24 protein-coding genes are annotated in these 26,499 nt (G+C 68.2%); 10 read left to right on the top strand and 14 right to left on the bottom strand.

What is annotated here, in order from left to right:
* Nucleotides 1-3 precede the first annotated feature (3 nt).
* Genes ACQR50_RS10915 through ACQR50_RS10905 form a run of 3 tightly spaced genes read left to right on the top strand, consistent with a single transcriptional unit; the run spans nucleotide 4 to nucleotide 1,407 of the window.
* On the top strand, nucleotides 4-279 hold the full coding sequence (locus ACQR50_RS10915) for a DUF1467 family protein (RefSeq protein ID WP_428968347.1): 276 nt from the start codon (nucleotides 4-6) through the stop codon (nucleotides 277-279).
* Nucleotide 280: 1 nt separating this feature from the next.
* Nucleotides 281-1,006 (top strand): helix-turn-helix transcriptional regulator, encoded by a 726-nt coding sequence (locus ACQR50_RS10910; RefSeq protein ID WP_428968346.1) that lies wholly within the window; start codon nucleotides 281-283, stop codon nucleotides 1,004-1,006.
* Nucleotides 1,007-1,038: 32 nt separating this feature from the next.
* Nucleotides 1,039-1,407 carry a VOC family protein gene (locus ACQR50_RS10905; protein ID WP_428968345.1) on the top strand — a complete coding sequence of 123 codons (369 nt, stop codon included), beginning with the start codon at nucleotides 1,039-1,041 and terminating at the stop codon, nucleotides 1,405-1,407.
* Nucleotides 1,408-1,481: 74 nt separating this feature from the next.
* Here the strand turns inward: ACQR50_RS10905 and ACQR50_RS10900 are convergent, their stop codons facing one another.
* On the bottom strand, nucleotides 1,482-3,818 hold the full coding sequence (locus ACQR50_RS10900) for a hypothetical protein (protein WP_428968344.1): 2,337 nt from the start codon (nucleotides 3,816-3,818) through the stop codon (nucleotides 1,482-1,484).
* Between the two features lie 102 nt (nucleotides 3,819-3,920).
* Between ACQR50_RS10900 and ACQR50_RS10895 the strand changes: the two genes are divergently transcribed.
* The 4 genes from ACQR50_RS10895 to ACQR50_RS10880 are packed head-to-tail and all read left to right on the top strand — an operon-like array spanning nucleotide 3,921 to nucleotide 7,890.
* Nucleotides 3,921-4,214, top strand: a complete 294-nt coding sequence (locus tag ACQR50_RS10895; protein ID WP_428968343.1) for an Hpt domain-containing protein — start codon at nucleotides 3,921-3,923, stop codon at nucleotides 4,212-4,214.
* Nucleotides 4,215-4,268: 54 nt separating this feature from the next.
* The gene (locus tag ACQR50_RS10890) at nucleotides 4,269-5,453 is read left to right on the top strand and encodes a hypothetical protein (protein WP_428968342.1); all 1,185 of its coding nucleotides are present in this window, start codon (nucleotides 4,269-4,271) and stop codon (nucleotides 5,451-5,453) included.
* A 35-nt stretch (nucleotides 5,454-5,488) separates the two neighbouring features.
* A complete protein-coding gene (locus ACQR50_RS10885; RefSeq protein WP_428968341.1) occupies nucleotides 5,489-6,541 on the top strand; it encodes a hypothetical protein in 1,053 nt (350 codons plus the stop codon).
* Nucleotides 6,538-7,890, top strand: coding sequence for a sensor histidine kinase (locus ACQR50_RS10880; RefSeq protein WP_428968340.1), 1,353 nt, complete (start codon nucleotides 6,538-6,540; stop codon nucleotides 7,888-7,890). The genes ACQR50_RS10885 and ACQR50_RS10880 overlap by 4 nt, the downstream gene beginning before the upstream one ends.
* A gap of 380 nt (nucleotides 7,891-8,270) precedes the next feature.
* Here ACQR50_RS10880 and ACQR50_RS10875 read toward each other — a convergent pair whose 3' ends face one another.
* Genes ACQR50_RS10875 through gltX form a run of 3 tightly spaced genes read right to left on the bottom strand, consistent with a single transcriptional unit; the run spans nucleotide 8,271 to nucleotide 11,170 of the window.
* Nucleotides 8,271-8,480, bottom strand: a complete 210-nt coding sequence (locus ACQR50_RS10875) for a hypothetical protein (RefSeq protein ID WP_056438051.1) — start codon at nucleotides 8,478-8,480, stop codon at nucleotides 8,271-8,273.
* 3 nt (nucleotides 8,481-8,483) lie between these two features.
* Entirely contained in the window at nucleotides 8,484-9,767 is a 1,284-nt protein-coding gene (locus tag ACQR50_RS10870; protein WP_058745916.1) for a citrate synthase, read from the bottom strand.
* A gap of 2 nt (nucleotides 9,768-9,769) precedes the next feature.
* Nucleotides 9,770-11,170 carry a glutamate--tRNA ligase gene (gene gltX / locus ACQR50_RS10865; RefSeq protein WP_428968339.1) on the bottom strand — a complete coding sequence of 467 codons (1,401 nt, stop codon included), beginning with the start codon at nucleotides 11,168-11,170 and terminating at the stop codon, nucleotides 9,770-9,772.
* Nucleotides 11,171-11,266: 96 nt separating this feature from the next.
* Here gltX and ACQR50_RS10860 point away from each other — a divergent pair, with 96 nt between their 5' ends.
* Entirely contained in the window at nucleotides 11,267-13,369 is a 2,103-nt protein-coding gene (locus tag ACQR50_RS10860; protein WP_428968338.1) for a ComEC/Rec2 family competence protein, read from the top strand.
* A 106-nt stretch (nucleotides 13,370-13,475) separates the two neighbouring features.
* Here ACQR50_RS10860 and lexA read toward each other — a convergent pair whose 3' ends face one another.
* The 6 genes from lexA to ACQR50_RS10830 form a co-directional block, all read right to left on the bottom strand.
* On the bottom strand, nucleotides 13,476-14,156 hold the full coding sequence (lexA, locus tag ACQR50_RS10855) for a transcriptional repressor LexA (protein WP_428968337.1): 681 nt from the start codon (nucleotides 14,154-14,156) through the stop codon (nucleotides 13,476-13,478).
* 55 nt (nucleotides 14,157-14,211) lie between these two features.
* Nucleotides 14,212-15,354 carry a molybdopterin molybdotransferase MoeA gene (locus ACQR50_RS10850; RefSeq protein ID WP_428968336.1) on the bottom strand — a complete coding sequence of 381 codons (1,143 nt, stop codon included), beginning with the start codon at nucleotides 15,352-15,354 and terminating at the stop codon, nucleotides 14,212-14,214.
* A gap of 97 nt (nucleotides 15,355-15,451) precedes the next feature.
* The gene (gene moaC / locus ACQR50_RS10845) at nucleotides 15,452-15,919 is read right to left on the bottom strand and encodes a cyclic pyranopterin monophosphate synthase MoaC (protein ID WP_428968335.1); all 468 of its coding nucleotides are present in this window, start codon (nucleotides 15,917-15,919) and stop codon (nucleotides 15,452-15,454) included.
* Nucleotides 15,916-16,692 carry an indole-3-glycerol phosphate synthase TrpC gene (gene trpC / locus ACQR50_RS10840; RefSeq protein WP_428968334.1) on the bottom strand — a complete coding sequence of 259 codons (777 nt, stop codon included), beginning with the start codon at nucleotides 16,690-16,692 and terminating at the stop codon, nucleotides 15,916-15,918. The genes moaC and trpC overlap by 4 nt, the downstream gene beginning before the upstream one ends.
* On the bottom strand, nucleotides 16,689-17,684 hold the full coding sequence (gene trpD / locus ACQR50_RS10835; protein WP_428968333.1) for an anthranilate phosphoribosyltransferase: 996 nt from the start codon (nucleotides 17,682-17,684) through the stop codon (nucleotides 16,689-16,691). Before trpD ends, trpC begins: the two co-directional genes overlap by 4 nt.
* Nucleotides 17,681-18,295: an anthranilate synthase component II gene (locus ACQR50_RS10830; RefSeq protein WP_428968332.1), complete on the bottom strand. Its 615-nt coding sequence runs from the start codon at nucleotides 18,293-18,295 to the stop codon at nucleotides 17,681-17,683. The genes trpD and ACQR50_RS10830 overlap by 4 nt, the downstream gene beginning before the upstream one ends.
* A 208-nt stretch (nucleotides 18,296-18,503) precedes the next feature.
* Between ACQR50_RS10830 and ACQR50_RS10825 the strand changes: the two genes are divergently transcribed.
* Nucleotides 18,504-18,944, top strand: coding sequence for a hypothetical protein (locus tag ACQR50_RS10825; RefSeq protein WP_076716660.1), 441 nt, complete (start codon nucleotides 18,504-18,506; stop codon nucleotides 18,942-18,944).
* 276 nt (nucleotides 18,945-19,220) lie between these two features.
* Here the strand turns inward: ACQR50_RS10825 and trpE are convergent, their stop codons facing one another.
* Both trpE and ACQR50_RS10815 read right to left on the bottom strand, forming a co-directional pair.
* A complete protein-coding gene (trpE, locus tag ACQR50_RS10820; protein WP_428968331.1) occupies nucleotides 19,221-20,726 on the bottom strand; it encodes an anthranilate synthase component I in 1,506 nt (501 codons plus the stop codon).
* A complete protein-coding gene (locus tag ACQR50_RS10815; RefSeq protein ID WP_428968330.1) occupies nucleotides 20,713-22,659 on the bottom strand; it encodes a SurA N-terminal domain-containing protein in 1,947 nt (648 codons plus the stop codon). The genes trpE and ACQR50_RS10815 overlap by 14 nt, the downstream gene beginning before the upstream one ends.
* A gap of 135 nt (nucleotides 22,660-22,794) precedes the next feature.
* On the opposite strand from ACQR50_RS10815, the gene tpiA reads away from it, so the two are divergent.
* Nucleotides 22,795-23,541, top strand: a complete 747-nt coding sequence (tpiA, locus tag ACQR50_RS10810) for a triose-phosphate isomerase (RefSeq protein WP_428968329.1) — start codon at nucleotides 22,795-22,797, stop codon at nucleotides 23,539-23,541.
* Nucleotides 23,542-23,647: 106 nt separating this feature from the next.
* On the opposite strand, the gene ACQR50_RS10805 is transcribed toward tpiA, so the two are convergent.
* The gene (locus ACQR50_RS10805; RefSeq protein WP_428968328.1) at nucleotides 23,648-25,027 is read right to left on the bottom strand and encodes a leucyl aminopeptidase family protein; all 1,380 of its coding nucleotides are present in this window, start codon (nucleotides 25,025-25,027) and stop codon (nucleotides 23,648-23,650) included.
* Complete coding sequence (locus ACQR50_RS10800) at nucleotides 25,024-26,424, bottom strand: serine hydrolase domain-containing protein (protein ID WP_428968327.1); 1,401 nt, start codon at nucleotides 26,422-26,424, stop codon at nucleotides 25,024-25,026. The genes ACQR50_RS10805 and ACQR50_RS10800 overlap by 4 nt, the downstream gene beginning before the upstream one ends.
* Nucleotides 26,425-26,499: the final 75 nt, after the last annotated feature.

The raw sequence follows: 26,499 nt of genomic DNA, 5'->3' as shown, positions 1-26,499 counted from the left end.
ACCATGCACTGGACGTCGGCCCTCGCGATCTACGTCCTGTTCTGGTTCCTCGCCGTGTTCCTGGTCCTGCCCTTCGGGGTCAGGACCACGCACGAGGCGGGGGGCGAGCATATTCCCGGCACCGCCGAGAGCGCGCCGCATGTCTTCCTGATCGGGCGCTTCTTCCTGCGCACGACGATCGTGGCGACGGTGATGTTCGGCCTGTTCTATCTGAACTATGTCTATGGCTGGATCACCGCCGACATGCTCGACTGGAGCGGGGTAAGCCGGGGCGTCTGACGTGGCGCGTGCATCCCGCCTGTTCGACCTGCTCCATCTGCTCCACCGCCAGAGCGGCGTCGTGTCCGGGCGGCATCTGGCCGAGCAGCTCGGCATTTCGCTGCGCACGCTGTACCGCGATATCGCGACGCTCCAGGCGATGGGTGCGGATGTCGAGGGCGGGGCAGGATTGGGCTATCGCCTGAAGCCCGGCTTCATGCTGCCGCCGATGAGTTTCCCCGTCGAGGAAGTCGAGGCGCTGGTCCTGGGGGCTCGCTGGGTCGCCGAGCGGGCGGACCCGGCAATGGGGCAGGCCGCACGCAGTGCTGCGGCGCGGATCATGCGCGCGATGACCCCCGAACAGGCCGAGGCGATGCGCGATACGGCGCTGTTCATCGGCCCGAGGTCGGAAGCCTATGAGGGGGCGGTCGATCCGGCACCTCTGCGGGCAGCGATCCGGAACGAGCGGCGTTTGTCGCTCGTCTACCGCGACGCACAGGGTGAAGCATCGGAGCGGACCATCTGGCCGTTCGCGATCGCGCTGTTCGACCGGGCCGATGTGCTGCTCGGCTGGTGCGAGTTGCGCGGCGATTATCGTACCTTCCGTATCGACCGCATCGTTACCGTGCGCCCCCTGCCGAAGCGTTATCCGCGTCGCCGCGCCGTCCTGCTGCGCGAATGGCGCGAAGCGGCGGGCATTCCGCAGGAGCGTTTCCTGCTGACGGAAACTGACGCAGCCGTCGGATAGGCGGACCTCCTCTCGAACGAAGGAGCTTTGCCATGACCTGCCCGACGACCACCATCCTGCTGCACATCGCCGATATGCACGTCAGCACCGACTTTTATCGCAGCGTGTTGCAGCGCGACCCGGTCGATGCAGGTGAGGCCTTCACCCTGTTCGCCCTCGATTCGGGTACGACGCTGGGCCTGTGGCGTCGCGACGTGATCGATCCCCCGGCGGAGGGGGCATCGGGTGTCATCGAGCTGGGGTTCCGGCGGGACCATGACGGCGTGGATGCGTGTCATGCGGATTGGCTGGCCAAGGGGGTGACGATGTTGATGCCGCCCAATGATCGTCCGTTCGGGCGGAGCTTCGTGGCGCTGGATCCCGATGGGCACCGGTTGCGGGTCTATGCGCTGAACGGTTGAGGGGCGTAGCCTGCGACGTCGATCAGGCGGAAGGGCGGTTGGAGCAACGCTCGACCGCCACGTCTCGACCTCCGTTAACGCAGCCGCTCGATGGCCTGCGCAAGCGCGACATAGAGCTTGCCCATATCCGACGACAGCAACGTGACGCCCAGCGGCGATCCGTCACGCTGGGCCAGCACGCCGCGCAGCATCGCTTCGAAGTCATGGATATAGCGGTTCACATGGTCGCGGAACTTGGGATCCTCGTCATACAGATCGGCGATGCCCCGCGCCTGGTGCGAGTCGAGGATACGCACCGCACGCCGGGTGAAGACGCCGCGATCCCCCTTCAGATAGGCGGCCCAGGCGCTGTCGGTGACTTCGGGGGCATAGATTTTGGCGATGTCGATCGACGCCGAATTGAGCGATTCGACCAGCAGCGAGGCGCGGCGGGCGAAATTGTCGCGATCGGCTTCCTCGCGCTCGGTCCGGGCCTCTTCGATCCGCGATTCGACGATCGTCGTCTTCTCGACGATCATGTCGGCCTGCCGTGCCAGTCGCTCGGTCGCGCGCGTGGCGGCCTCGACCGCGTTCTGGGTGGCATCGACGATGGCATGAACCTGTCGCTCGACGGTATCGCCGGTCGCGCGCCGCATCGCCTCGGCACTGGCGATTTCCAGCGCGCTGGCGGCCTGGGGAATGACGTCGGCCAGCGTCTCGCGCGCCTTTTCGGCGGCAGTCGCAGCGGTCTCGCGGACGCGCAGCAACGCATCGACCAGCTTGGGTGCGGCCTCGTCGGCGAACTGGTGCGAGCGTTCGATCGTCTCCTCGACCATCATACCCAGCGCATCGGCCTTGGCCCGCCCGGTCGACAGGGTCTCGAGCAGGGAGCCCGACAGCGTCTCCAGCGTCTGGCGCTGCTCGGCGATGACGTCGGCGATCGCCTCGATCGCCTCATGCGTGCTCTCGGCCGCGGCGACCAGGGCGAGCAGTTCGGGCTTGGTCTCGACCACCACCTCATGGCTGGCATGCATCCGTTGGTCGAGCCGCCCCAGCGCCTCGGGCAGCGTTTCGTCGATCTCGCGCGCGGCGGCATCGAGTGCGATCAGCAGCGTCTCGGTCGTGCCGATGACGCGGTTGGCCATGGTCTCGCCCGCCTCCAGCGCGCCGGTCATCGCATCCGCCGACCCGCCCAAGGCGCTGATCGAGGCGGCGAGCATCTGCGACTTTTCGGTGCCCTGAGTGTGAAGCACCGCGATGCGCGTCTCGACCCGCTCCAATTCTGTGTCGAGCGTGTCGATCATCGTCTCGCCCGCGATCCGCTGCGCCTCCAGTTCGGCGGTCAGCCGGGCGACGGCGCCGTCCACCGTCGTCAGCCTTTCGGCCAGCGCATCGGCACTGTCGCGCGCCGCCCCGTCGAGCGCCGCCTGGTTCGCCGCGATCATCGCCAGCATCTCCTCGCCCTGGGTCGCGAAGCCCAGGCGCGACTGGTCGATGGCCTGGGCCGTTCGGTCGAGCAGCGCGTCGATCGTGGTGGCGAGGTTGCCGGTGACCGTTTCCAGATGCACCCCGGCGACGCGACTGGTTTCCTCCATCTGTTCGATGTGGGTGGCCAGGCGAAGCGCCGCACCGCTGGCAATGGTGTCCGCATCCTGCCCGCGCCGACCGAGCGCGACGAACTGGGCGTCCAGCTCCATCGCATGGATTTGCGCCGAGCGCGCCGCCTCCGCCATCCGGTCGGATGCCTCGCCGATCTCCTCCGCAGCGCGGGGCAGGGCTTCGAGCAGCTGGGTCATGCTCGACTGGCTGGTCACGGCGATATCGGCAAGCGTGCGGCCATGCGCCTCGACCATCTGGATATCGTCGGTCAGGTCACGCGCGATCGTCCGGAAGCGCGTCTCGGCGGCCTGCGCCATTTCGGACAGGGCGATCGCCTGGGCCGACAGCTCAAAGCGGTTGGCGGATAGCGCTTGTCCGATCGCGCCGACCGCGCGCTCCAGCGCCGCCGCTTCCTCGCGCATGTCGCGCGCGGTGAGTGCGAAGCGGCGTTGCTCGGCGCGGCTGCTGCGCTGGCCGACCAGCCACAGGACGGCGATCAGCATCGGCCCGGCTAGTGCGAGTGTACCCAGCGGGGCCAGCGTCGTGGGTGAGAGCATCGGGCTGGCCGAGATGCCCCAGAACAGAATGGCCGCCGCCCACAGGACCGAGGCCAGGATCGCGACGATCAGAGGCCAGCGTGCAGGCGAGGGCTCCTCCTGCTCGACCAGGGCGGTGCCTTCGTCCAGCCAGACGCCGAAGGATGGGGGATCGGCGGCAGGCGGGGCGGACGGGGCTTCTTGGGTCGGGGGCTGGACGGTATAATCTTGCATATCCGCCTCTGCGTTCGGCATGTCCGACCTGTCCTGACGCTCTGCGCGCATATCGACGATCATCTGGGCCCCCGTGTCACAATGGGCCGGTTTATCACGTTTGCCGATGGCAGAAAGCGAATTGCGCTATTCCGTGCAACCCCGGTTCGGGTTTAAGTGAGGGCAATGACCTACGAGCACGGAACGATCGATTCTGCCCTGGCGGCGGTGGCGGGTGACGAACCGGCCGTGATCCAGGAATTGCGCCGCGCCTTTGTGGAGGGCGTGACCCGTGCGATGGAGGCCATGCATATGGCCGAGGACGCTGGCGAATGGCGCGAGGCGGCCTTGCGGCTGAAGGGGTTGGCGGCGAGCGTCAACGCTTTGCCGCTGATGACCCTGGCGGCGCAGGCGGCGGAACTGGAAAGCCCGGACTCGCAGTTGCTCGACCGGATCGGGGATCAGGTCGCGCGCCTTTGACCCTTCACGGGGTCGGGGCTGGCAAGGTGCGTCTCTAGCGCCTAACAGCACGCGATGCTTTCCGGTCTTCTCTTTGCGATTGACGACGCCGACGACCGCCCCGGTCGGCTGACGGCCACCCTGCCGTTCGCGGGCGTTACCCTGATCGAATATCAGGCGCGCCTGCTGATCGCGGCGGGGGCCGCACAGATCATCATCGTCGTTGCGCGCCTGACCCCGGAACTGCTCGGCGCGATCGCCCGAATCGCCCAGCGCGGGGTGGTGGTCGACACGGTGCGCAGCGCGGTGGAGGCGTCGGAGAAACTCCATCCCCTGTCGCGGCTGCTCGTACTGGCCGATGGCCTGATCACCACTGAGGATACGATCGCGCTGGTCCTGCGCGATGCCGGACAGGACGCGCTGATCGTGCTGCCCGAGGCGGAGGCCGAAGCCGGACTGGAGCGCGTCGGCGGCCAGATGGCCTGGGCGGGGGTCGCGCGGCTCGATCCGCGCCGGGTCGCCGAGGTGGCGGCGCTGCCCCGCGATTACGACCTGCAATCGACGCTGTTGCGGCTCGCGGCCCAGGCGCGGGCGACTCATATCCTGCTGCCCGCCGATGCAGAAAAGGCGGGTCATGGCATCGTCCACCGTGCCGAGGCGCTGGATGCGCGGGGGCGGGCGGTCGTCGCACGGCTGGTCTCCGGACGACGGAGCTGGTTCGATCGTTACATCCTGGCGCCCATCGCACGCCTCGCACTGCCGCGCCTGGTCGAGCGTTCGGTTCCCGCCCATGTCGCGGGCGGGGTAGGGGCCGGGCTGGGCCTGCTCGGGCTGGTTCTGATCCTGTCCGGCCTGCCGGCTTTCGGCTTGCTGATCGCCATTGCGGGAACGCTGGGGCTGGGCCTCGGCGAGACGCTGGCGGGGTTGCGCGACGAACAGGGCATGGCGCGCGCCGGGTCGTCGGCCATCGCGGCGCTGTCCGGGCTCGCCGTGGCGGCGCTCGGGTGGCAGGATTTCCGTTTGTCGGGTGAGGATATTGCCCCGGTCCTGGCCTTGATGCTGATCATTCTCGGTGTTTTGGCGGAGCGGGCCGGGCTCTATCGCTTCCGGCGACGCTGGTGGGCCAGCCCGCCCGCCTATCTGCTGGTCCTTTTCCCCGCCGCGCTGGTCGGCATCGTGCCCTGGGGCCTGGCGCTCGCGAGTATTTATGCGATCGTCACTTTAACGTCCGCAATCGAGACATTGCGCGCCCAAGTTTAGTGTCGCTTTAACATCAAAGGGGTTAGCGGTGCCCCATGGCGGTCGAACCGGACCCACATCACGCCTCCCCATGGCACGCCACGCGGCTGTCCGACCGCGTCGCGGCGGCGCGCGCGCGCGCGGCGGGACGGCGGCGGGGTGCGGTGCTGGACCTGCGGCTGGATGCCGAATCGCGCCTGACCGATCAGGTCCGGTTCGAGGTGACGGCGCGGCTGCACCACCTGGTCGAGACGATCGCGCACGACCTCCTGCAACAGGCCGATCGGGTCATGCCGGAGGGTGTGGGGCAGCCCCAGCAGCAAGAGGTGTTGCGGCTGCTCTATCGGGCGGATGCGCTGGCCGACCCGGCACTGGTCGACGAACTGGTCGCGCAGGTCCGGCAGGGCCTGATCGCCCGCGCACTGCCCATCGAGAGCATGGCGGGTGATGCGCCGAGCTTGCTGGTCCGCCTGACCGAGGCCCCCGACCGGATCGTCGCCGCCGCCGCGCGCGCCGTGCTGCTGGCCGAGGGGCGTTCGCGCGAAGGCGATGAAGCGGTGGGCCTGCCGACACGACTGCACGACCGTCTCGTCTGGACCGTGGCGGCGGCCCTGCGCAAGGGCGACGATCCGGCCTGGGACGGGGCGCTGGCGCAGGCCGTCGAGCGGGTCCTGGCGGCGCGCGATGACGGTGACCGGCCGGGCCTGCCTGCGATGCGGCTGGCCGCGGCGATCGACGCGCGACCGGGCGAATTGCCCGACCTGCTGCTCGAAAGCCTGTCCGACCGGCAATTGGGTTTGTTCGTTGCCCTGCTGACCCATGCGCTCGGCATCGAGCATGACATGGTGCGCGAGATCGTGCTGGAGCCCGAAGGCGACCGGCTGTGGCTCGCCCTGCGGTCGCTGGACCAGGATCGGCCGGTGATCGCGCGGATCGGACTGTCGCTGTGCGAGGCGGACGGACGCCGCGATGTCGACGGCTTTGCCGAAGCGCTGGACGCGATCATGGCCATTCCCGCCGAGGAGGCGCACCGGGCCATCGCATCGCTCAGCCTGCCCGCGCCGTTTCGAGAGGCGATCGAGCGGCTGGAAGGCTCCGAACGCCGATGAGCTCGATGGACAGCCCCGGCGAATCGATGGTCGCACGTGCCATTCTGGACGCGGGCGATCACATCCTGTCGGCCGATCCTCCCATCGAACTGCTTCATATGCGTGCGGGAGGCAGTGCCAGCGACTGTCTGGCGGTGGCACCCATCGCCCGGATCGCTCGGCTGGCGCGGCGGCTTGGCATCACGGTATCGCGCCAGGTGATGGTCGCCGATGACGAAGGCGATCTCGACCTGTGGGTACAGGCCCGCCCCGAAACCGGGCAGATCCGCCTGAGCGTCAGCGGCTGGCGCGACCGGGACGCGTGGAAGCCGGGCGCGACCCCGCCCGAACATGCCGCGATGGGTGCGGACTTTCGCTGGGAAACCGACGCGGCGCTGCGTCTGACCTTCGTGTCGCCGGGGGCGGGAATGCGCCATGGCTTCGATGCACAGGCGATGCTGGGGCGGCCGTTGGCGGCGCTCTTCGCTTTCGACTCCGGCACGGCGCTGCTGGAAGAGGGGGCACCGCTCGACGGGCGAGGCGCCCGGTTGCGGCCGACCGATGCACCGGTCCGGTTGTCGGCGGCGATCCGCCATGACGCGATGGGGGGCATCGCCGGTCTGGTCGGCGCGACCTATCTGATCGACGAGCCGGGGGAGGGGGCGGACGACGCCTTGCTGCATCCCGGCGCGTCGCCGCTGACCGAGACATTCACGGCCGGGCTCGACCGCGCCCTGCGCACGCCGCTCGCACGGATCGTCGCCAATGCCGACAGCATCGCGGCGCGCAGCGACGGACCGATCGCCGCCGAATATGCCGAATATGCCAATGACATCGCGCATGCCGGGCGGCATCTGATCGGGCTGGTCGACAATCTGGTCGAGCTACAGGCGATCGAACAGCCCGATTTCCGACTGGCGGCCATGCCGATCGATCTGGCGGATGTCGCCCGCCGCGCCTCGGGCCTGCTGGGCGTGCGCGCGGATGCCGCGAGCGTGACGATCGGTCGTCCCGGCGCGGGTGAGGCGATGCCTGCGATCGGGGACTTCGGCCGGTGTCTCCAGATTTTGATCAACCTGATCGGCAACGCGATCCGGTACACCCCGCGCGGCGGCGAGGTGGTCGTCACGGCCGAGCGTGACGGGGAATGGGCGGTGGTCAGCGTTACCGATCATGGCAAGGGCATCGCACCCGAAGACCAGACCCGCATTTTCCAGAAGTTCGAGCGTGTCGACCCAAGCGAGCCCGGCGGCAACGGCCTGGGTCTCTATATCGCCCGCCGTCTGGCGCGCGCGATGGGCGGCGACCTGTGGGTCGAAAGCGTGCCGGGCGAGGGCGCGACCTTTCACCTTCGCCTTAGGGCGCGCTGAGTCTTCGGGCGGATCGGCATTCAGCCATACCTATTTCTCCCTCGCCCCTATCAGAGGGGAGAGGGTTGCGCAGACTTGGTCTTTGCATAGCAAAGGCCTAGTCGGAGCTGGGTGAGGGGTGAACGCGCATAGCGCGCGCGAGCCGGAGGCTCGCTCAACCCCTCACCCAAGCTGCGCCAGCCAGTAAACTGGCAAGCTCCGCTAACCCTCTCCCCTGTCCAGGGGCGAGGGGAAGAAGAGACGCGGCGGGATATCGATCAGACCTTGTCCTTCTCCCCTTCCCTTCAGGCAGGGGGCTGAAGTTGCTTTCGACAGGTACCGCCCGATCAACAAAAAGGGCTCCCGAAGGAGCCCTGTCTCTTGCCGTCCTGGCGAACCGCTCAGCGCCGCCGGGGCAGCCGCCGCGCGACCAGGATCAACGCCAGTCCGGCGATCGCGACAAAGGCGCCGCGATCGGCCCATTCGCCCTGGCCGAGCATGAAGCTCTGCTCGGGCCAATGGATGTAACCCAGGCCCTGACCGATCCATAATCCCCCCGTCAGCGCCAGCATGACGCCGATGGCGATCAGGATCGGCCGGACCCGGTTCATGGCTTAGCGCTGCTCGACCGGAACGTAGGAACGCTGCGTCGGGCCGGTGTACAGCTGACGCGGGCGGCCGATCTTCTGGTCGGGATCGGTGATCATCTCGTTCCACTGCGCGACCCAGCCGACGGTGCGGGCGAGGGCGAACAGCACGGTGAACATCTCGGTCGGGAAGCCGATCGCCGACAGGATGACGCCCGAATAGAAGTCGACGTTCGGGAACAGCTTCTTCTCGACGAAATAGTCGTCGTTCAGCGCGATCTCTTCAAGGCGGAGCGCCGTCTCGAACAGCGGATCGTTGACCTTCAGCGCGTCGAACACTTCGCGCACGGTCTTCTGCATCACGGTCGCGCGCGGGTCGTAGTTCTTGTAGACGCGGTGACCGAAGCCCATCAGGCGGAACGGGTCGTTCTTGTCCTTGGCGCGCGCGATGAACTCGGGGATACGCTCGGGCGTGCCGATCTCGCGCAGCATGTTGAGCGCGGCTTCGTTCGCGCCGCCATGCGCCGGACCCCAGAGGCAGGCGATGCCCGCCGCGATGCACGCGAACGGGTTCGCACCCGACGAGCCCGCCAGACGCACGGTCGAGGTCGACGCGTTCTGCTCGTGATCGGCGTGCAGGATGAAGATGCGGTCCATCGCCTTTTCGACGGCCGGGTTCACCTCATACGGCTCGGCCGGAACGCCGAAGGTCATGCGCAGGAAGTTGCCGGTGTAGGACAGCGAGTTGTCCGGATACAGGAAGGGCTGGCCCACGCTGTACTTGTACGCCATCGCCGCGATCGTCGGGATCTTGGCGATCAGGCGGTGCGACGCGATGGTGCGCTGCACCGGATCATGGATGTCGGTCGAATCGTGGTAGAAGGCTGACAGCGCGCCGACGACGCCGCACATGATCGCCATCGGGTGCGCATCGCGGCGGAAGCCACGGAAGAACGCCGCCAGCTGCTCATGCACCATGGTGTGGCGCGTGATGGTGGTGGTGAATTCCGACAGCTCGCCCTGGTTGGGCAGTTCGCCGTTCAGCAGGAGGTAGGCGACCTCCATGAAGCTGCTATTCTCGGCCAGTTCGCCGATCGGATAGCCGCGGTGCAGCAGAACGCCTTCGTCGCCGTCGATATAGGTCAGCTCCGACCGGCACGACGCGGTCGAGGTGAAGCCGGGATCATAGGTGAAGGCACCCGTCTGGGCATAGAGCTTGCGGATGTCGACCACGTCCGGGCCGATCGAGCCCGACATGACCGGATAGTCAAAGCCCTTGCCGCCGATTTCGAATTTCGCGGTGTCGCTCATACTCAGTGATCCTTCCTATCTGCGGTCATCTGGTCCGCGATCCGCCCCAGGCTTTCCTCGCGGCCCAGCAAAACGAGCACGTCGAAGATTCCCGGGGACGTCTTGCGTCCGGTCAAGGCAGCGCGGAGCGGCTGGGCGACCTGACCGAGCTTCACGCTCTCGGCTTCGGCCACCTTGCGTACCGCGTCTTCCAAAAGCTCCGTATCCCAGTTGTGCACCGCGTCAAGCGCGGTGTGAACGGAAAAGAGAATGCCCCGTGCCTTATCGTCGAGCAGGCCGGTGGCGGCGTCGTCCAGGCTCAACGGACGGGTCGCGAAAAGGAAGCGCGCGCCATCGGCCAATTCGTTCAAATTCGCCGCGCGCGGCTTCAGCGACGGCATGGCGGCGGTCAGCAGCGCGACATCCTCGACACCCATCCGCTTGGCGGTCAGCTCTGCCAGACGCGCGTCGTCGGCTTCGCGGATATAATGGCCGTTAAGGTTTTCCAGTTTCTTCAGGTCGAAGCGCGACGGTGCCTTGCCGACGGCGGCGAGGTCGAACCACTTCACCGCCTCGTCCCGCGCGATGATCTCGGCATCACCATGGCCCCAGCCCAGGCGGAGCAGGTAATTGTCGAGTGCTTCGGGCAGGATGCCCATCTCGTCGCGATAGGCCTCGATGCCCACCGCGCCGTGCCGCTTGGAGAGCTTGGCGCCGTCCGATCCGTGGATCAACGGGATATGCGCATAGATCGGCTCGGCCCAGCCCATCGCCTTGTAGATCGGCAGCTGGCGGAAGGCGTTGTTCAGGTGATCGTCGCCACGGATGACATGGGTCACGCCCATGTCATGGTCGTCGACCACGACCGCCAGCATATAGGTCGGCGTGCCGTCCGACCGCAGGAGGACCAGATCGTCCAGCTCGGCATTCTGCACGGTAACGCTGCCCTGTACGCGGTCCTCGATCGTCACCGCCCCCTCGCGCGGCGCACGCAGGCGGACGACGAAGGGCTGGCCCTCCGGCGCGGTGGCGGGATCGGCGTCGCGCCAGGGCGAGCGGATGCGCAGCGGCTGCTTGGCGGCCTGTGCGGCTTCACGCTGCGCGGCGATTTCTTCCTGCGTCATGTAGCAGCGATAGGCATGGCCCCGCTCCATCATCTCGCGGGCGACCTCGGCATGGCGGTCGGCACGGGCGAACTGGAACACGGCCTCGCCGTCCCAGTCCAGGCCCAGCCAGCGCATGCCGTCCAGGATCGCGTCGATCGCGGGCTGGGTCGAGCGGGCGCGATCGGTATCCTCGATGCGCAGCAGGAACTTGCCGCCATTCGCCCGCGCGAACAACCAGTTGAACAGCGCGGTGCGCGCGCCGCCGATGTGAAGGAATCCGGTCGGCGACGGCGCGAAACGGGTCACGACTCCGCTCATGGTCGATCCGGTGGCGATATCATGTGTTGCGCTCAACCGCGCATACTCCCAGCATAAGATTCGATGGCCCAGTCAGCCGCCGCAGCCCCTAGCACCATGCGTCCGCGCCGCCAAATGCCGCGCCTTTGCAGGGCCGAGCAATGGGCCGAGGCCGAACGGAACCAGATCCCGTTATGGACGCCGGTGATGCTGGGGGCCGGGATTGCGGCGTGGTTCGTGCTGCCCGATCCGCGCGCCTGGGCGGCGGTGATGCTCGCCGCCGGGGGCGCCGGGCTGGGGGCGGCGACCCTGTCCGATGGCGGACGGGTGATGCGGGCGATCGGTCTGGGCGCGATGCTGGTGGTGGCGGGTGTGCTGCTGGCCTGGGCGCGTGCCGAGTCGGTCCGGGCGCCGGTTCTGGCGCGGCCGGTGATGGCGGACATGATCGCCGAGGTGGAGACGGCGGAGCCCTTGGCGGCGCGGCAGATCGTCCGGCTGATGCTGCGACCGGTTCGGGCGCGGGACGGACGCGATCGGGTTTTGCGTCTGCCGCCGCGCATCCGGATATCATTGCCGCAGGAGGATGCGCCGGTGAGATTGGGGCCGGGTGCACGGGTCCGCTTGCGGGCGCGGCTGATGCCGCCGGCGGGACCGGTCGCGCCCGGAGGCTATGACTTCGCGCGCGCGGCGTGGTTTCAGGGGATCGGTGCCACGGGGCGCGGCTTCGCGCCGGTACAGCTACTGCACCGGACCGATCAAGGTCCCGGGTTGCGCCAGCGGCTGTCGCAGCGGATCACGGGCCAGCTTCCGGGCAGCGCGGGCGGCATTGCGGCGGCGCTGGCCACGGGCGATGTCGGCGCGATCGCGCAGGACGATGCGGAGGCGATGCGGCGGGCGGGTCTGGCGCATTTGCTGTCGGTCAGCGGCCTTCACATCACGGCGGTCGTCGGGATCGTCATGGTGCTGACGATCAGGCTGCTGGCACTTTGGCCCTGGCTGGCGCTGTGGGTTCGACTGCCGTTGGTCGGTGCAGCGGCCGGAGCCGTTGCCGCCGTTGGATATACGTGGCTGACCGGAGCGGAGGTTCCGACGATACGCTCCTGTGTTGCGGCGATGCTGGTGCTGGCGGCACTGGCCATGGGCCGGGAAGCGATGACCCTGCGCCTCGTCGCGGCTGGGGCGCTGATCGTGCTCATCTTCCGGCCCGAGGCATTGGTGGGGGCCAGTTTCCAGCTCTCCTTCGCGGCAATCACCGCCATTGTCGCGCTTCATGAGCATCCGGCGGTTCGCCACTGGCTGGGGCCGCATCCCGACTGGCCCTGGGCGGCGTTGCGGCATCTGGGCGCGTTGCTGCTGACCGGCCTGGTGGTCGAGGCGGCATTGATGCCGATCGCCGTCTATCATTTCCATAAGGCGGGGCTTTACGGCGCACTGGCCAATATCGTCGCGATCCCCTGGACGACCTTCATCGCCATGCCGCTGGAGATGATGGCATTGCTGCTGGAGCCCATGGGGCTGGGCGGCCCATTCTGGTGGTTGTTGGGACAGGCCCTGGGCCTGTTGCTGAAGCTGGCGCATGCGGTGTCCGCCATGCCGGGATCGGTGGTCGCCTTGCCCGTGGCGTCGGGATGGGCGTTCGGGCTGGCCGTCGCGGGGGGATTGTGGATCGCGCTTTGGCGGACCCGGTGGCGATGGCTCGGGACGCCCATGTTGATCGCCGGTATATGGGTCATGCTTGCGGCGCCTGCACCGGACCTTATCGTCACCGGCGACGGTCGACATGCCGGGATCGGTACGGGGCATGGCATGGCGCTGCTCCGTGACCGGGCGGGGGATTATATGCGGACCACCCTGTCCGAGCTCAGCGGCACCGATGCCGAGCCGCTGGCGCTGGCCGATCAACCGGCGGCGCGTTGCGGGCGGGACATGTGCGTGACCGTTTTGGAGAAGGGCGGGCGGCGGTGGCGGATCGCGGCGACGCGCAGCGGTTATCCGGTGCCATGGACGCCGTTGGTGGCGCTCTGCGGTCGGGTGGACATCATGATCGCCGACCGTCGGCTGCCCGATGCTTGTCATCCCCGCTGGTTAAAACTGGACAGCGCTGTTTTGAAGCGGACCGGCGGCGTCTCCATCCGGCTCGATCCACCCATGGTGCAGACGGTGCGCCAACCCGGCGATCGCCATCCGTGGTCGGTGACGGGGCAGAGGGGAGGGCGATAGGCCCCCTATCGACCAAGGGCGGTGTATTCGACAGCCCCAAATCGAGACTGCGAGCAAAGCCATCCAAAGCCGGATCAGGACCTTCTAAGATGGCTTTGCTCCGCCCTCACTCGTAGCGGCGCAGGATGCCCGACAGCTTGCCCTGTACCCGCACCTGCGCGGGCGCATAACGCTGTGGATCATAGGCGCGGTTGGCGGGGTCGAGGCGGACCATCGAACCCTCACGCCGGAAATATTTCAGCGTCGCCTCGCTATCGTCGATCAGCGCGACCACAATCTGTCCGTCGCGCGCCACATCGGTACGGCGGATCAGCGCATAGTCGCCGTCGAGGATACCTGCCTCGACCATCGAATCGCCCGATACTTCCAACGCATAATGTTCGCCCGAGCCGAGCAATGCGGCTGGCACGGCCAGCGTCGAACTGCCCTCGAACGCCTCGATCGGCAAACCGGCGGCGATCCGGCCATGGAGCGGGATTTCGACCACGTCATTGGCAGGCTCGACCGCCGGACGTCGGGCGGGCGCACGGACGTTGCCGGATGCGGGTTCGGCCACCACGGCCTTTTCCGGCCGGTCGGGCATCCGCAACACTTCCAGCGCGCGGGCGCGATTGGGCAGGCGACGGATGAAGTGGCGTTCCTCCAGCGCGGAGATCAGGCGGTGGACGCCCGACTTGGACTTGAGGTCCAACGCCTCCTTCATCTCCTCGAAGGACGGCGAGACGCCGGTTTCCTTCAAACGGTCGTTGATGAAGCAGACAAGCTCATGCTGCTTTGCGGTGAGCATCGCGATCCTCCGTCCAGAACAGACGTGGAACTTATATGGAACGTTTTGGCTTGCGTCAAGCGAGCATCAGGATTTCCGCCGAGTCGCCCATGGCGGCGGCGGGGGCATGCGGCGGGCGGACGATCAGGCACGTCGATCGCGCCAGGGTCAGCAGCATCGAACTATCTTGGATGGCCGCCGCATGGACCCGCCCGTCGATCATCGCGGCACGCAGATAGTCGATGCGCGGGCCGTTGGCGGGCAGATCCTCGCCCAGCACGGCGGGGATGGGCTTGGGCAGAGGATCGGCAGCGCCCGCCAGATGTGCGATCAGCGGCCGCACGAACAGCGTTGCGGTGACGAAGGCCGAAACGGGATTGCCGGGCAGGCTGAGCACCACCGTCTCGCCGAGCCGTCCCGCCATCATCGGCTTGCCGGGGCGAAGCGCGATACGCCAGAAATCGACGCTCCCCCCCGCCGCCTTGAGCGCGGGCTGGACCAGATCATGATCGCCGACCGAGGCGCCGCCGGTCGTGACCAGCAGATCGGCCTCGACCGACGCAAAGGCGTCGCGGAGCTTGCCGAGATCATCGGGCAGGATGCCAAGATCGATGATCTCGACCGGCAGATCGGCCAGCATCGCCGCCAGCATGACGCCGTTCGATTCGGGCAGGGCGACGGGATCGGTGCTACCGGGCGGGACCAGTTCGTCGCCGGTCGCGGCGATCGCGATACGAACGGCCGGTCGGACGGGCAGGACGGCGTGACCGCCGGTCGCCGCCACCGCGATGCGCGCGGGGGTCAGCCTTTGCCCGGCAGCGATCAGCGTTGCACCTTCGGAAAAGTCCAGCCCGCGCCGCCGGACATTGCGGCCCCGATGGGCGGGGCCTTCGCCTGCCAGCGTCAGGACCGCGCCGTCGCGCGCCGCTTCCTCCTGGATCAGGACGGTGTCGGTCCCTTCCGGAAGCACCGCACCGGTAAAGATGCGCGTCGCCTGTCCTCGCTCGACCGAACCGGTAAAGGGTCGCCCCGCCGCGCTTTCGCCGATGACGGTCCATGGCCCCGGCATATCCTGAAAGCGGATCGCATAGCCGTCCATTGCCGACAGGTCGTACGCGGGCTGGGTCCGCCGTGCGGTGACGTCACGCGCGACCCAGCGTCCGGCAGCTTGGCGCAACGGCAGTTCGACGATGGAGCGTTCGCTGGCCAGGGCGAGCAATCGGGCCTGGGCTTCGGGGACGGGGAGAAGAATGACGGTCGCTCCTTTTGGCCCAAGGACGCTTTTCCGCAGCGTCCGTTCCCCGCGATCGGAGGCGTCAGGCGTGCCAGTCGCCCGACTTGCCGCCGGTCTTGGCGATCAGGCGAATATCGCCGATCGTCATGCGCTTATCGAGGGCCTTTGCCATATCGTACACGGTCAACAGCGTCACCGACACGGCGGTCAGGGCCTCCATCTCGACACCGGTCTGGCCCGCCATGGCGGCAGTGGCGGTGGCGGTCACGCCGTCCTCGTCCAGCGTCAGATCGATCTCCACCTTGCTCAGTGGCAGGGAATGACAGAGCGGAATGAGGTCGCTGGTCTTCTTGGCGGCCATGATGCCCGCAACCCGCGCGACCGCCAGCACATCGCCCTTCTGGACGCTGCCCGCGTGGATCGCGGCGGCGGCGTCTCGCGTCATGGTGATGCGACCTTGCGCCACCGCCTGTCGTGCCGTGACGGCCTTGGCCCCGACATCGACCATGCGCGCCGAGCCTTCTTCGTCGAGATGGGTGAGGCCGGTCATCCGATCAGCGCGCGGGTCGCCGCCTCGACGTCATGCTGGCGCATCAGCGCTTCGCCGACCAGGAAGCAATGAATGCCGTGCGCAGCCATCGCGTCCAGATCCTCGCGGCTGGTCAGCCCGCTTTCGGCGACGAAAGTGCTGCCCGCAGGGGCATGCGCGACCAGTTCATAGGTCCGCTGAAAATCGACGGTGAAGTCCCGGAGATCACGGTTGTTCACCCCGATCAGCCGCGACTTCAACCGCGCGGCGCGCTCCATCTCGGCGGCGTCGTGCACCTCGACCAGCGCGTCCATGCCGCACTCGATCGCAGCGGCCTCGATCTCCTGCATCTGGGTGTCGTCCAGGGCTGCGACGATGATCAGGATCGCGTCGGCCCCCAGTGCGCGCGATTCGTGCACCTGCCAAGGGTCGACCATGAAGTCCTTGCGCAGCACCGGGAGCGATACTGCCGCGCGCGCCTGTTCCAAGAACACGTCCGCCCCCTGGAACCACCGCTCGTCGGTCAGCACCGACAGGCAGGCCGCGCCGCCCGCTTCATAGGCGCGGGCATGGGCGGGAGGATCGAAATCGGCGCGGATCAGGCCCTTGGAGGGGCTGGCCTTCTTGACTTCGGCGATCAGCGCATGGCCGGTCTTGGCATCGAGCGCGGCACGGAACCCGCGCGGTGCGGAGACGGTGGCGATTTTGGCGTCCAGATCGGCATGCGACATGGTCGCCTTGCGCGCGGCGACATCGGCGCGCTTGGTTTCCAGGATGCGGTCGAGCATCGTCATCGGTAAGCAATCCATCGATCGAGAAGCGCCGCGGCCGCGCCGGTGTCGATGGCGCGGGCGGCGGCGACCGCGCCTTGCGCCAGGTCGGTGCTATGCCCGGCGACCAGCAGCGCGGCGGCGGCATTGAGGAGAACCGCGTCGCGATACGCGCCCGGCTCCCCGGCGAGAAGACGGCGAAGCGCCTCGGCATTGTGCCGCGCGTCGCCGCCACGAATGGCGGTAATGGGATGGCGGGGGAGGCCCGCATCCTCCGGAGTAATGGTTGCGGGGGCGGTGATGTCGCCGACCGAGACCGCGATGCTGGGACCCGCACCGGACAGTTCGTCCAGCCCTTCCTCGCCCGACACGACCAGCGCCGCCTCGGCGCCCAGCTGCTCCAGCGCCTCGGCATAGACGGTCGCATAGTCGGGACGCGCGATGCCGATCAGCTGCCGCCCGACATGCGCGGGATTGGCGAGCGGACCCATCAGGTTGAAGATCGTCCGCCGCCCGATCCTGCGCCGGATCGGGGTAATCCGCGCCATCGCGGGATGGTGGTTGGCGGCGAACAGGAAGGCGATACCGATATCGTTGAGGCTCGACTGCGCCACCGCCCCCGCGCGCTCCATGTCGAGGCCCAGCACTTCCAGCGTGTCCGCCGCGCCCGCCTTGGACGAAGCGGCGCGGTTGCCGTGCTTAGCGACCGGCACGCCCAGTGCGGCGACGACCAGCGAGACGGCGGTCGAGACGTTCAGGGTATGATGCCCGTCGCCTCCGGTGCCGCACACGTCGATCGTGCCCTTGGGTGCTTCGATAGGGATGACGCGCTGACGCATGGCGCGCGCGGCCTCGGCGATCTCGATCGAGGTTTCGCCCCGCTCCGTCAGGCCGACCAGGAAGGCCGCAATCGCCTCATCCTCGGCCCGGCCGTCCAATATGTCGGCAAAGGCGGCGGCCGCCGTCTCTCGCGACAAAGGACTGACGGTATCGGGGAGCAGCGCGACGGTCGTCACGCGGCACTCTCCACCGGCGGGCGCAGCCGCTCGGGCAGTTCGTGCGCCACGCCCGCTTCGCGCAGGAAGTTGGCGAGCATCGCATGACCATATTCGGTGGCGATGCTTTCGGGGTGGAACTGGACGCCGTGAATGGGCAGCGTGGCGTGGCGAAAGCCCATCACGGTGCCATCCTCGGCGCGCGCATTGACGACCAGGCTGTCGGGCACGTCGTTGACGATCAGCGAATGATAGCGCGTCGCGGTGAAGGGCGAGGGCAGCCCCCGGAACAGTCCGGTGCCGTCATGCAGCACCGGCGAGGTCTTGCCATGCATCAGGCCGCCACGCTCGACCAAGCCACCGAAATGCTGGCCGATCGCCTGATGGCCCAGGCACACGCCCAGCAGCGGCCGACCCGCATCGGCGGCGGCGGCGACCAGCTCCAGGCTGACGCCCGCCTCGGTCGGCGTGCACGGGCCGGGGGAGATGAGAAAGGCTTGCGCCCCCGACGAGAGCGCTTGGCCCGCCGAGATCGCGTCGTTGCGGACCACCTCTACCTCGCTGCCCAATTCCTGAAGATAATGGACGAGGTTCCAGGTGAAGCTGTCGTAATTGTCGACGACCAGGATCATGGCACCGCCATAGCCGATCGCGCGGGCGGTGCAACGCCCCGTTCACATCGGTCTCGCGGGGCAGGGTATCGTCGTGACGGTGGCGCGATGACGGATCATGCGACATAGCGCCGCAATTCCGCCGGAAATCGGCCCCTACCGGGCTTCGTTCAGCATGGAGCCATGAAGGGCGTCCGACGTTGTCAGACCATAAGGAGTTTTCGTCACCATGGTTCGAGCTGCCCTGATTGCCGCCCTGTTGCTGACCCCGGCCACGGCTTTCGCCCAGCAAGCGGCGACTTCGGACCAGGCGCAGGCCAGCACCGGCCAGCCGCCCAAGCGGGTGCGCAACGTCACGCTGACCGGCGACCAGAAGTGCCCCGAGAGCACGGCGGAGGAGGTCGTGGTCTGCGGCCGTGACGACGAACCCTATCGTATTCCCAAGGCCCTGCGCGACGACAAGCCGATCCCGGCGCAGAACCAGAGCTGGGTCAACCGCGCCGCTACCATGGACCAGGTCGGTCGCGTGGCGGGCGGTATTCCGGACACCTGCTCGCCGGTGGGCACGGGTGGGCAGAGCGGATGCAGCATCCTGTGGAACCAGCAATATCAGGCCGATCGCCGTGCGCGTCGGGCCGAGGCGACGCCGCCTGCGGCTGATGGCGAATGATGTCTGGGGCAGGATGACGTCAGATTGATCCACCCCTCCTCTTCAAGGGGAGGGGCACGATCGAGGGCGACCCAATGTCATCCCGATCCAGCGTAGGGATCGCCTGACCCAATTCTGTTCCCCGGCGAAGGCCGGGGCCCAGTAGCAATGATGTTCGTGTCAGGCTTTATCGGTTGGGGAACGGCCTCCCACGCAACGTCATGCATACTCTCAACCAAGTGGAAACTCGGCCCCGGCCTTCGCCGGGGAACAGCGCCCTCACCGATCCGACTATACTTACTGCCCGAAGCCGCCTTCACCGGCCCGCGCCACCGCATCGCGGGCGGCGGCGAGCATCGCGCCCGCCTTGGCCTCGCATTCGCGCTGCTCATAGGCCGGGTCGCTGTCGGCAACGATACCCGCGCCCGCCTGGACGTGGATGGTGCCGTCCTTGACCACCGCCGTCCGCAGCACGATGCACGAATCCATCGAGCCGTCGGGCGAGAAATAGCCGACGCCGCCCGCATAGGCGCCGCGTCGCTCGGGCTCCAACTCGGCGATGATCTGGCAGGCGCGGACCTTGGGAGCGCCGCTGACCGTGCCCGCCGGGAAGCCCGCGAACAGCGCGTCGAGCGCGTCCTTGTCATCGGCCAGATGCCCGACGACGTTGGACACGATGTGCATGACGTGGCTGTAGAACTCGACCGTATAGCTGTCGGTCACGCGCACGCTGCCCGCCGAGGACGCGCGGCCGACATCGTTGCGGCCTAGGTCCAGCAGCATCAGATGCTCGGCGCGTTCCTTGGGATCGGCGAGCAGGCTGTCACGATTGGCGGCATCCTCGGCACGCGTACGCCCGCGAGGACGGGTGCCCGCGATCGGCCGGATCGTCACTTCGTCGTTGCGGACGCGAACCAGGATCTCCGGGCTCGATCCGATCAGCGAAAAGCCCGGCAGGTCGAGATGATAGAGGAAAGGCGATGGGTTGATCCGCCGCAGGCTGCGATACAGCTCGAACGGGGGTAGGGTGAAGGGCGCCGAGAAACGCTGCGCCAGCACCACCTGAAAGATATCGCCCGCGACGATATAGTCCTTCGCCCGCGCGACCATCTCGCCATAGCGACCGGGCGGGAGCGCGGGTTCATAGGCCGGTTCGGGCAGTTCGGCGCGCACCGGTGCGGGCAGGGTGGCGGTCGCGAGACGCGCGGCGGTGGCGTCCAGCCGCTCCTCCGCGTCCGCGATCATCCGCGCGGCATCGCGCGCCGCATCGGGCCACACGGGGGCGACCAGATAGAGCGCATCGGCCAGCCGGTCGAAGACGAGGATCACGGTCGGCCGCACGAAGATCATGTCGGGCAGGCCGAGCGGATCGGCCTCGGGCTGGGGCAGCGTCTCGACCAGCCCGACCGTCTCATAGCCGAAATACCCGACCAGACAGGCCAGCGCGGAGGGCAGCCCCTCGGGCACGTCGGCGCGGCATTCGGCGACCAGGGTGCGCAGCGCGGCCAGCGTGGGCGCGTCGCACGGCTCGAACGCGTTGCGGTTCGTCGCCCAGTGGCGATTGATCGCGGCGGCATGGCCATCGGCGCGGAAGACGAGATCGGGGGCTAGGCCGATCAGGCTGTACCGTCCGCGCGTCGCGCCGCCCTCGACCGATTCCAGCAGGAAGTCGCCGCGACCCGGCTCGATCAGCTTGAGCGCGGCGGCGACGGGCGTCTCGGTGTCGGCGATCTGCCTACGCCAGACCAGCTGCGGCTGGCCATCGGCCAGCCGTTCAGCGGCGCTGCGCTCAGTTGCTGCCATTGTTCAGCAGCTCCGAGCGGGTCTTGGCGACCGCCTTGGGGTCGGTCTTGACGACGACGGCGTCGCGAACGGCCCGTGCGAACTGCGAAACATATTCGCGGCCGATCAGGCGGCCGATATCGCCCCGCGCGGCGCGGATCGCGGCGTCGTTGCCGGTCGCATTGCCCGGTTCGATCTTGGTCACGCGGATGATGTACCAGCCCTCGTTCTGCGGGGCGGCCAGCGTGCGCGCCTTGTTCTGCGGCATCGAGAACAGCAGCGCGAGCGGGGCGGCGGCGGGCGTGTTCTGCGCGGCGGCCAGATCGCGGCGCGACGCGGCGATCGGGCGGGCCGGCGGCACCGCCAGCCCGGTTTCCTTCAGCGCCTGCGCCATCGGCATACCCTTGTTCACCTTGGCAAGCACGGCATTGGCGAGCGTGCGGGCGGCGATACGCGCGCGGTCGGCGGTCAGGTCGGCAAGGACCTGGCTACGCACCTGCGCCAGCGGACGCGGGGCGGAGCGCTGGATCTGGCCGACGCCGACGACCGCGAAGCCGCCGTCCTGGCCGATCGGTACGATCTGCGGCGCGTCGCCATCCTCGGCGGTGAAGGCGGCGGTGATCATCGCGCGGAGTTCCGGCGTCGGCTGGAAGGCCGGGGCATCCGGTGCCACGCCCTGTGCGGTGACGGCGGGCGTGGTCTGTGCCTGCAGCTTGCGGTCGGCGATCACCTCGTCGAACGTGGCGTTGCCCGACAGCGAGTCCTCGATCGCGTTGCGCATCTCACCCAGCGCGGCGGCCTGCTTCTGCTTGGTCAGTTCGGTGACGATCTCGGGGCGCGCCTGGGCCAGCGTCTTGCCGGGGACCTGGGTGATCGCATCGACCTTGGCGACCACGAAGCCGAGCGTCCCGCGCACCGGGCCGATCACGCCGCCCTGCGGCGCGCCGAACACGGCATCGGCCACGGCGGCCGAGGCCTGGGTGGCGTAAGCCGCCTTGTCGACGCCCTTCTGCACCGAAGCCTCCAGCCCGGCAGCGCGCGCCGCATCGGCCAGCGAGGTGCCGCCCTTGGCCTTGGCGGCCAGCGCATTGGCGCCCGCCTGATCGGCGACGATGACCTGGGTCACGTCCCGCTTCTGGGTCGCGGCATAGCGCGACTGGTTGGTCTGGTAATAGCGCGCGATCTCCGCATCGCTCGGGGTCGCCTTGGCGGCGACGGCGGCGGGGTTCACGACCGCATAGCGGACCACGCGACGCTCGGGCAGCGTGTAGCGCTGGACGTTGCGGGTGTAGAAGGTCTGTACGTCGGCGTCGCTCGGCGCGGCCCCCGCGGGGACCAGACGGGTCGGGATATAGCCGACCTCGCCCTGCCGCTTTTCGAGTAGCAGCGAGGCATAGGGCAGTGCCATCTGCGTCGCGAACTGGGTCGCACCGACGTTGGGGATGGTCAGCTGCTGCGCGAAGGTCGAACGCTCGATATCGGTGCGGACCTGCGCATCGGTCATCTTCCGCTGTGCCAGAAGCTGCTGGTAAAGCGCCGGGTCGAACTGGCCATTGGGGCCGCGAAAGGCCGGGATCGAGGCGATCTGGCCGTCGACCAGGCGGCGCGAGACGACCATGCCCTGCTGCTTGCCAAACTGTTCGAGCGCCAGGCCGGTGATCTCGCGCTGGAGCACGCCCTCGAACCCGCCCGCCGCGATGAACTGCGCCATGTCGAGGCCCGGCTGTTCCTGGCGATAGACGGCGACCTCGTTCTGCGCAGCGGTGCGCAGGTCGTTGGCGGTCACCTTCGCGTCGCCGACCTTGGCGACGTCGGAGCCGTTCAGGCCGCCCGCCATGCCCGCGATATTGGTGACGTCACCGGCCGCGAACGCGATCGCGATCACGCCCAGCACGATGAAGGTCACGACGACGCCGGCCTTGGAATTGATGATCCGGCGGAAGAAGCTGAGCATGGACGACCGATCGGCAAAGACAAAAACGTGTCCCGCTTTAGGGGCGAGGTCGCTCGGCATCAAGCTTGTGCGAAATCCACGATCCGCTATCGGTGTTGAACACGTATAACATGCGACTCAATCGGGGAGCCTCATATGGCACGGCGCAAATTGGTGGCGGGCAACTGGAAGATGAACGGTTCGCGCGCCGCACTGGCCGAGCTGGACGCCATCGCAAAGGCTGCCGAGACGGCGCCGAACGTCGATGTGGCGGTCGCCGTGCCCTTCACCCTGATCTCTCCTGCGGCCGAGCGCGTGCCCGCCCTCGCCATCGGGGCGGAGGATGTGCACGAGCGCGATTCGGGCGCGCATACCGGCTGCGTCTCGGCAGCCATGGTGAAGGAAGCCGGGGCGAGCTTCACCATCGTCGGCCATTCGGAGCGTCGCGCCGATCAGGGCGAGACCAGCCAGGACGCCTGGGCCAAGGCGGCGGCGGCGCATCGCCAGGGACTGAACGTCATCCTCTGCTGCGGCGAGACCGAGGCGGAGCGCAATGCCGGTCGCGCCGAGCGGGTGGTGCAGGCGCAGATCGAGAAGTCGGTGCCCGACAACGCGGACGGCAGCTGGTTCACGCTGGCCTATGAACCGCGCTGGGCGATCGGGACGGGGCGGACGCCGACGGTCGACGAGATCGCCAGCATCCATGCCATTGCGCGCGCCAAGCTTCGCATGCTGATCGGCGATGCGGCGGACGGGGTGCGGATCCTGTACGGCGGTTCGGTGACGGGGGAGAATGCCGCCGTGCTGCTGGCGGTCGAGAATGTCGACGGCGCGCTGGTCGGCGGCGCGAGCCTGACCGCCGCGAAATTCGTGCCGATCATCGAGGCGGCGGCGGGGTTGTGACGGCGGTTCGTGGCGTGCGCTTCGACTTCGCTCAGCGTGAACGGCTGTCAGGTATAGTCCCCAACCCCCGTTCAGCCTGAGCGTAGTCGAAGGCCAAGCTACAACCTCAACGCCCCGAATACCGCCCCTTCAACATCGCGTACGCCGCCCGCAGGGCATAGGCATCGCCCCCCTTGGGTCGCCCCGGCTTGCCCGAAGGCCGCCATGCAAAGACGTCCAGATGCGCCCAGGCCGTATCCTTGGGTACGAAGCGCCGCAGGAACAGTGCCGCCGTGATTGCTCCCGCAAAGCCGCCGTCCGGCGCGTTGACCATGTCGGCGATGTCGGACTTCAGCATGTCGTCATAGCCGTCCCATAGCGGCATCCGCCACACGGGATCGTCCTCGCCCGCCGCCGCCGTCAGCAGGTCGGCTGCCAGCGCCTCGTCATCGGTGAACAGCGGCGGCAGGTCGGGGCCGAGCGCCACGCGCGCCGCGCCGGTCAGCGTGGCGAAGTCGAGGATCAGTTCGGGCTTCTCCTCGCCTGCGCGGGTCAGCGCGTCGCCCAGGATCAACCGGCCTTCGGCATCGGTGTTGGTGTTCTCGACCGTCAGGCCCTTGCGGGTCTTCAGCACGTCGCCGGGGCGGAAGGACGCCGCCGATACCGCATTCTCGACCGCCGGGATCAACAGGTGCAGCCGCACCGGCAGGCGCGCCGCCATGACCAGGCTCGCCAGCGCCAGCGCATGCGCGGCACCGCCCATGTCCTTCTTCATCAGCCGCATGCCCGCAGAGGGCTTGATGTCCAGCCCGCCCGTGTCGAAGCACACGCCCTTGCCGACGATCGCGATGCGCGGATGGGCGGGATCGCCCCAGTGCAGCTCGATCAGCCGGGGCGCACGCTCGCGCGTGGCGGCCTGCCCGACCGCATGGATCATCGGATAGTCGCGGGCCAGCGTCTCGCCGCTGGTCACCATGATCTGCGCGTGATGGGTACGCGCCAGTGCCTCTGCCTCGGCCTCCAGTTCGGCGGGCCCGAGATCGCCAGCACCGGTGTTGACCAGATCGCGGACCTGCGCGGTCGCGGCGGCGAGGCGGATCACTTCGTCCCGGTGCGCGACATCGCGGGTCAGCAGCACGCGAGGGCCGTTGTCGTCGCCCTTGCGATAACGGGTGAACCGATACTGGCCGAGCAGCCAGCCCAGAGCGTTCGCACCGACCTCCGCGCCGTCGAGCCGATACTGGCCTTCGGGCAGTGCTTCGGCCAGCTTGGCCAGCGCCCAAGGCCCGGTTGCCTTTGCGACGCCCGCGACCACCGCCACCTCGCCGTCATGGGGTACGAGCAGATGCGTATCGGGCTTGGCGGTGAAACGCTGCGCCGTCGCCAGCGTGCGGGTGGCGACGGGCTGGCGCGCGAGCCAGTCGGCGAAGCCCTCGGCGGTCAGCAGGGTGATCGTCCGGGCGGGCTGGCCGCGATCGGGCTGGAGCAGGGGGGCGAAGTCCATCATTCGGCGGGGCTCACGAGGAATTGTTCGATCTTTCCGTTGGTGCCGGGCTCGGCATAGGTGCTGATCCGAAGCGTGCGACCGGGATAGGTGACGCGATAGGAGCGGTTGACGAACCCGCCACGCAGGCGCGTGCGCCCCGCCTGTTCGGTCTTGGTCGGCGCACCCAGAGGCGACAGGCTGGTCCGGTAATCGGCCAGCGTCGTCGGCGTGAAATAATAGGCCGCATCCTCGGTCAGCAGCGCACGGTCGAGAGCGCCCGCCTGAAGCTGTGCGTACACCCGCCTGGTCCGGTCGAGCGCGGCGGCGTCCTCGGCATTGGCCTGGGGCGCGGGCAGGACGATGTCGGAAATGCCCTTGGCGATCCGACTCTGCGCGTCGGCGAACCAGGCGTTGACCGCGACCACCACGGCGGCCTTGTCGTCCGGATAGACGATATTCTCGGTCAGGAAGCCGACCGCCTCGCCGCTATGCTCGACGAAGCGGCGGCCATCGGCAGTGCCGACGCCCACGCCCAGCCCGTAATTGGTGTTCGAGCCGTCGGTCAGCTTGACGGGATTTTCCTGCTCCGCCCAGTCCTTTGCGGGGAGCAGCGTGCGGTTCATCCGCGCCACGTCCCATTTGGCGAGGTCCTGCGGCGACATGGACAGCTCGCCCGCCGCATAGAGCCAGCCGGGGGCGGCGGGCGTCTCGACCCGGACGGGGCCGAGCGCGTGGCGCAGATAGCCCTGCGGGAAGCCCGGGCCGACCGCCTTGTCCTGATCCAGCGCGCGGATGCCCAGCGGCTGGAAGACGCGGGTCTGAAGAAACTGAAGGAGAGGCTGGCCCGACACCTTCTCGACGATCATGCCCGCGACGACATAGCCGGTGTTGGAATATTGCCATTGCGTGCCGGGCCGGAAGTCGAGCGGTGCCTTGGCCCAGCGGTCGACGATGCCTTGCGGTGTGGTCGGCGTCGCCATTGCCTTGAAGCTGTAATCCTGCGGCCAATAGTCGCGCAGGCCCGACGTGTGGCTCAGCAGCTGGCGGATGGTGATCGTGTCGCCGTCCGTGATGCCCGGCACATATTTGGACACCGTGTCGTCGAGCGAGAGCTTGCCGTCGTCTGCCAGCAACTGGACGGCGGTGGCGGTGAACTGCTTGGACACCGAGGCGATCTGATAGGGCAGCTTGGGGTCGGCGGGGCCGGTCTGCCCCTCGAACTGTTTGCCATAGGCCTTGGCGAGGACGATCCTGCCGCCGCGCACCACCGCGATCGACGCGGAAGGGACGCCGGTATCGGCCAGCGTCTTCGTCACCAGCGCATCGATCTTCTGGGTTTCCGCCGGGCTCAGGGCCTGGGCGATGAGCGGGGCAGGGGCGATGAACGCGATCGCCGCCAGCAAAAGGGGGTATCTCATGCGCGCCAAGGAAGCAGGTTTGCGGGGGCGGCGCAACGGGGGTGGGGGTGTGGGCTTCGCTCAGCCTCAACGGAG

Source organism: Sphingomonas sp. Xoc002 (genome assembly GCF_050408055.1).
Classification (GTDB): Bacteria; Pseudomonadota; Alphaproteobacteria; order Sphingomonadales; family Sphingomonadaceae; genus Sphingomonas; species Sphingomonas yabuuchiae.
The sequence above is the reverse complement of the archived record's forward strand: the minus strand, read 5'-3'. Positions and strand labels throughout refer to the sequence as shown.

Bases quoted from the DNA above. Each gene is read 5' to 3' on its own strand.
- gltX (WP_428968339.1), bottom strand. From the start codon at position 11,170: ATGAGCGGAGTCGTGACCCGTTTCGCGCCGTCGCCGACCGGATTCCTT.
- ACQR50_RS10815 (WP_428968330.1), bottom strand. From the start codon at position 22,659: ATGCTCAGCTTCTTCCGCCGGATCATCAATTCCAAGGCCGGCGTCGTC.
- ACQR50_RS10880 (WP_428968340.1), top strand. From the start codon at position 6,538: ATGAGCTCGATGGACAGCCCCGGCGAATCGATGGTCGCACGTGCCATT.
- ACQR50_RS10825 (WP_076716660.1), top strand. From the start codon at position 18,504: ATGGTTCGAGCTGCCCTGATTGCCGCCCTGTTGCTGACCCCGGCCACG.
- trpE (WP_428968331.1), bottom strand. From the start codon at position 20,726: ATGGCAGCAACTGAGCGCAGCGCCGCTGAACGGCTGGCCGATGGCCAG.
- tpiA (WP_428968329.1), top strand. From the start codon at position 22,795: ATGGCACGGCGCAAATTGGTGGCGGGCAACTGGAAGATGAACGGTTCG.
- ACQR50_RS10830 (WP_428968332.1), bottom strand. From the start codon at position 18,295: ATGATCCTGGTCGTCGACAATTACGACAGCTTCACCTGGAACCTCGTC.
- ACQR50_RS10905 (WP_428968345.1), top strand. From the start codon at position 1,039: ATGACCTGCCCGACGACCACCATCCTGCTGCACATCGCCGATATGCAC.
- ACQR50_RS10875 (WP_056438051.1), bottom strand. From the start codon at position 8,480: ATGAACCGGGTCCGGCCGATCCTGATCGCCATCGGCGTCATGCTGGCG.
- ACQR50_RS10895 (WP_428968343.1), top strand. From the start codon at position 3,921: ATGACCTACGAGCACGGAACGATCGATTCTGCCCTGGCGGCGGTGGCG.
- ACQR50_RS10800 (WP_428968327.1), bottom strand. From the start codon at position 26,424: ATGAGATACCCCCTTTTGCTGGCGGCGATCGCGTTCATCGCCCCTGCC.
- ACQR50_RS10870 (WP_058745916.1), bottom strand. From the start codon at position 9,767: ATGAGCGACACCGCGAAATTCGAAATCGGCGGCAAGGGCTTTGACTAT.
- ACQR50_RS10805 (WP_428968328.1), bottom strand. From the start codon at position 25,027: ATGATGGACTTCGCCCCCCTGCTCCAGCCCGATCGCGGCCAGCCCGCC.
- ACQR50_RS10860 (WP_428968338.1), top strand. From the start codon at position 11,267: ATGCGTCCGCGCCGCCAAATGCCGCGCCTTTGCAGGGCCGAGCAATGG.
- ACQR50_RS10885 (WP_428968341.1), top strand. From the start codon at position 5,489: ATGGCGGTCGAACCGGACCCACATCACGCCTCCCCATGGCACGCCACG.
- ACQR50_RS10900 (WP_428968344.1), bottom strand. From the start codon at position 3,818: ATGATCGTCGATATGCGCGCAGAGCGTCAGGACAGGTCGGACATGCCG.
- lexA (WP_428968337.1), bottom strand. From the start codon at position 14,156: ATGCTCACCGCAAAGCAGCATGAGCTTGTCTGCTTCATCAACGACCGT.
- trpC (WP_428968334.1), bottom strand. From the start codon at position 16,692: ATGACGATGCTCGACCGCATCCTGGAAACCAAGCGCGCCGATGTCGCC.
- ACQR50_RS10890 (WP_428968342.1), top strand. From the start codon at position 4,269: ATGCTTTCCGGTCTTCTCTTTGCGATTGACGACGCCGACGACCGCCCC.
- moaC (WP_428968335.1), bottom strand. From the start codon at position 15,919: ATGACCGGCCTCACCCATCTCGACGAAGAAGGCTCGGCGCGCATGGTC.
- ACQR50_RS10915 (WP_428968347.1), top strand. From the start codon at position 4: ATGCACTGGACGTCGGCCCTCGCGATCTACGTCCTGTTCTGGTTCCTC.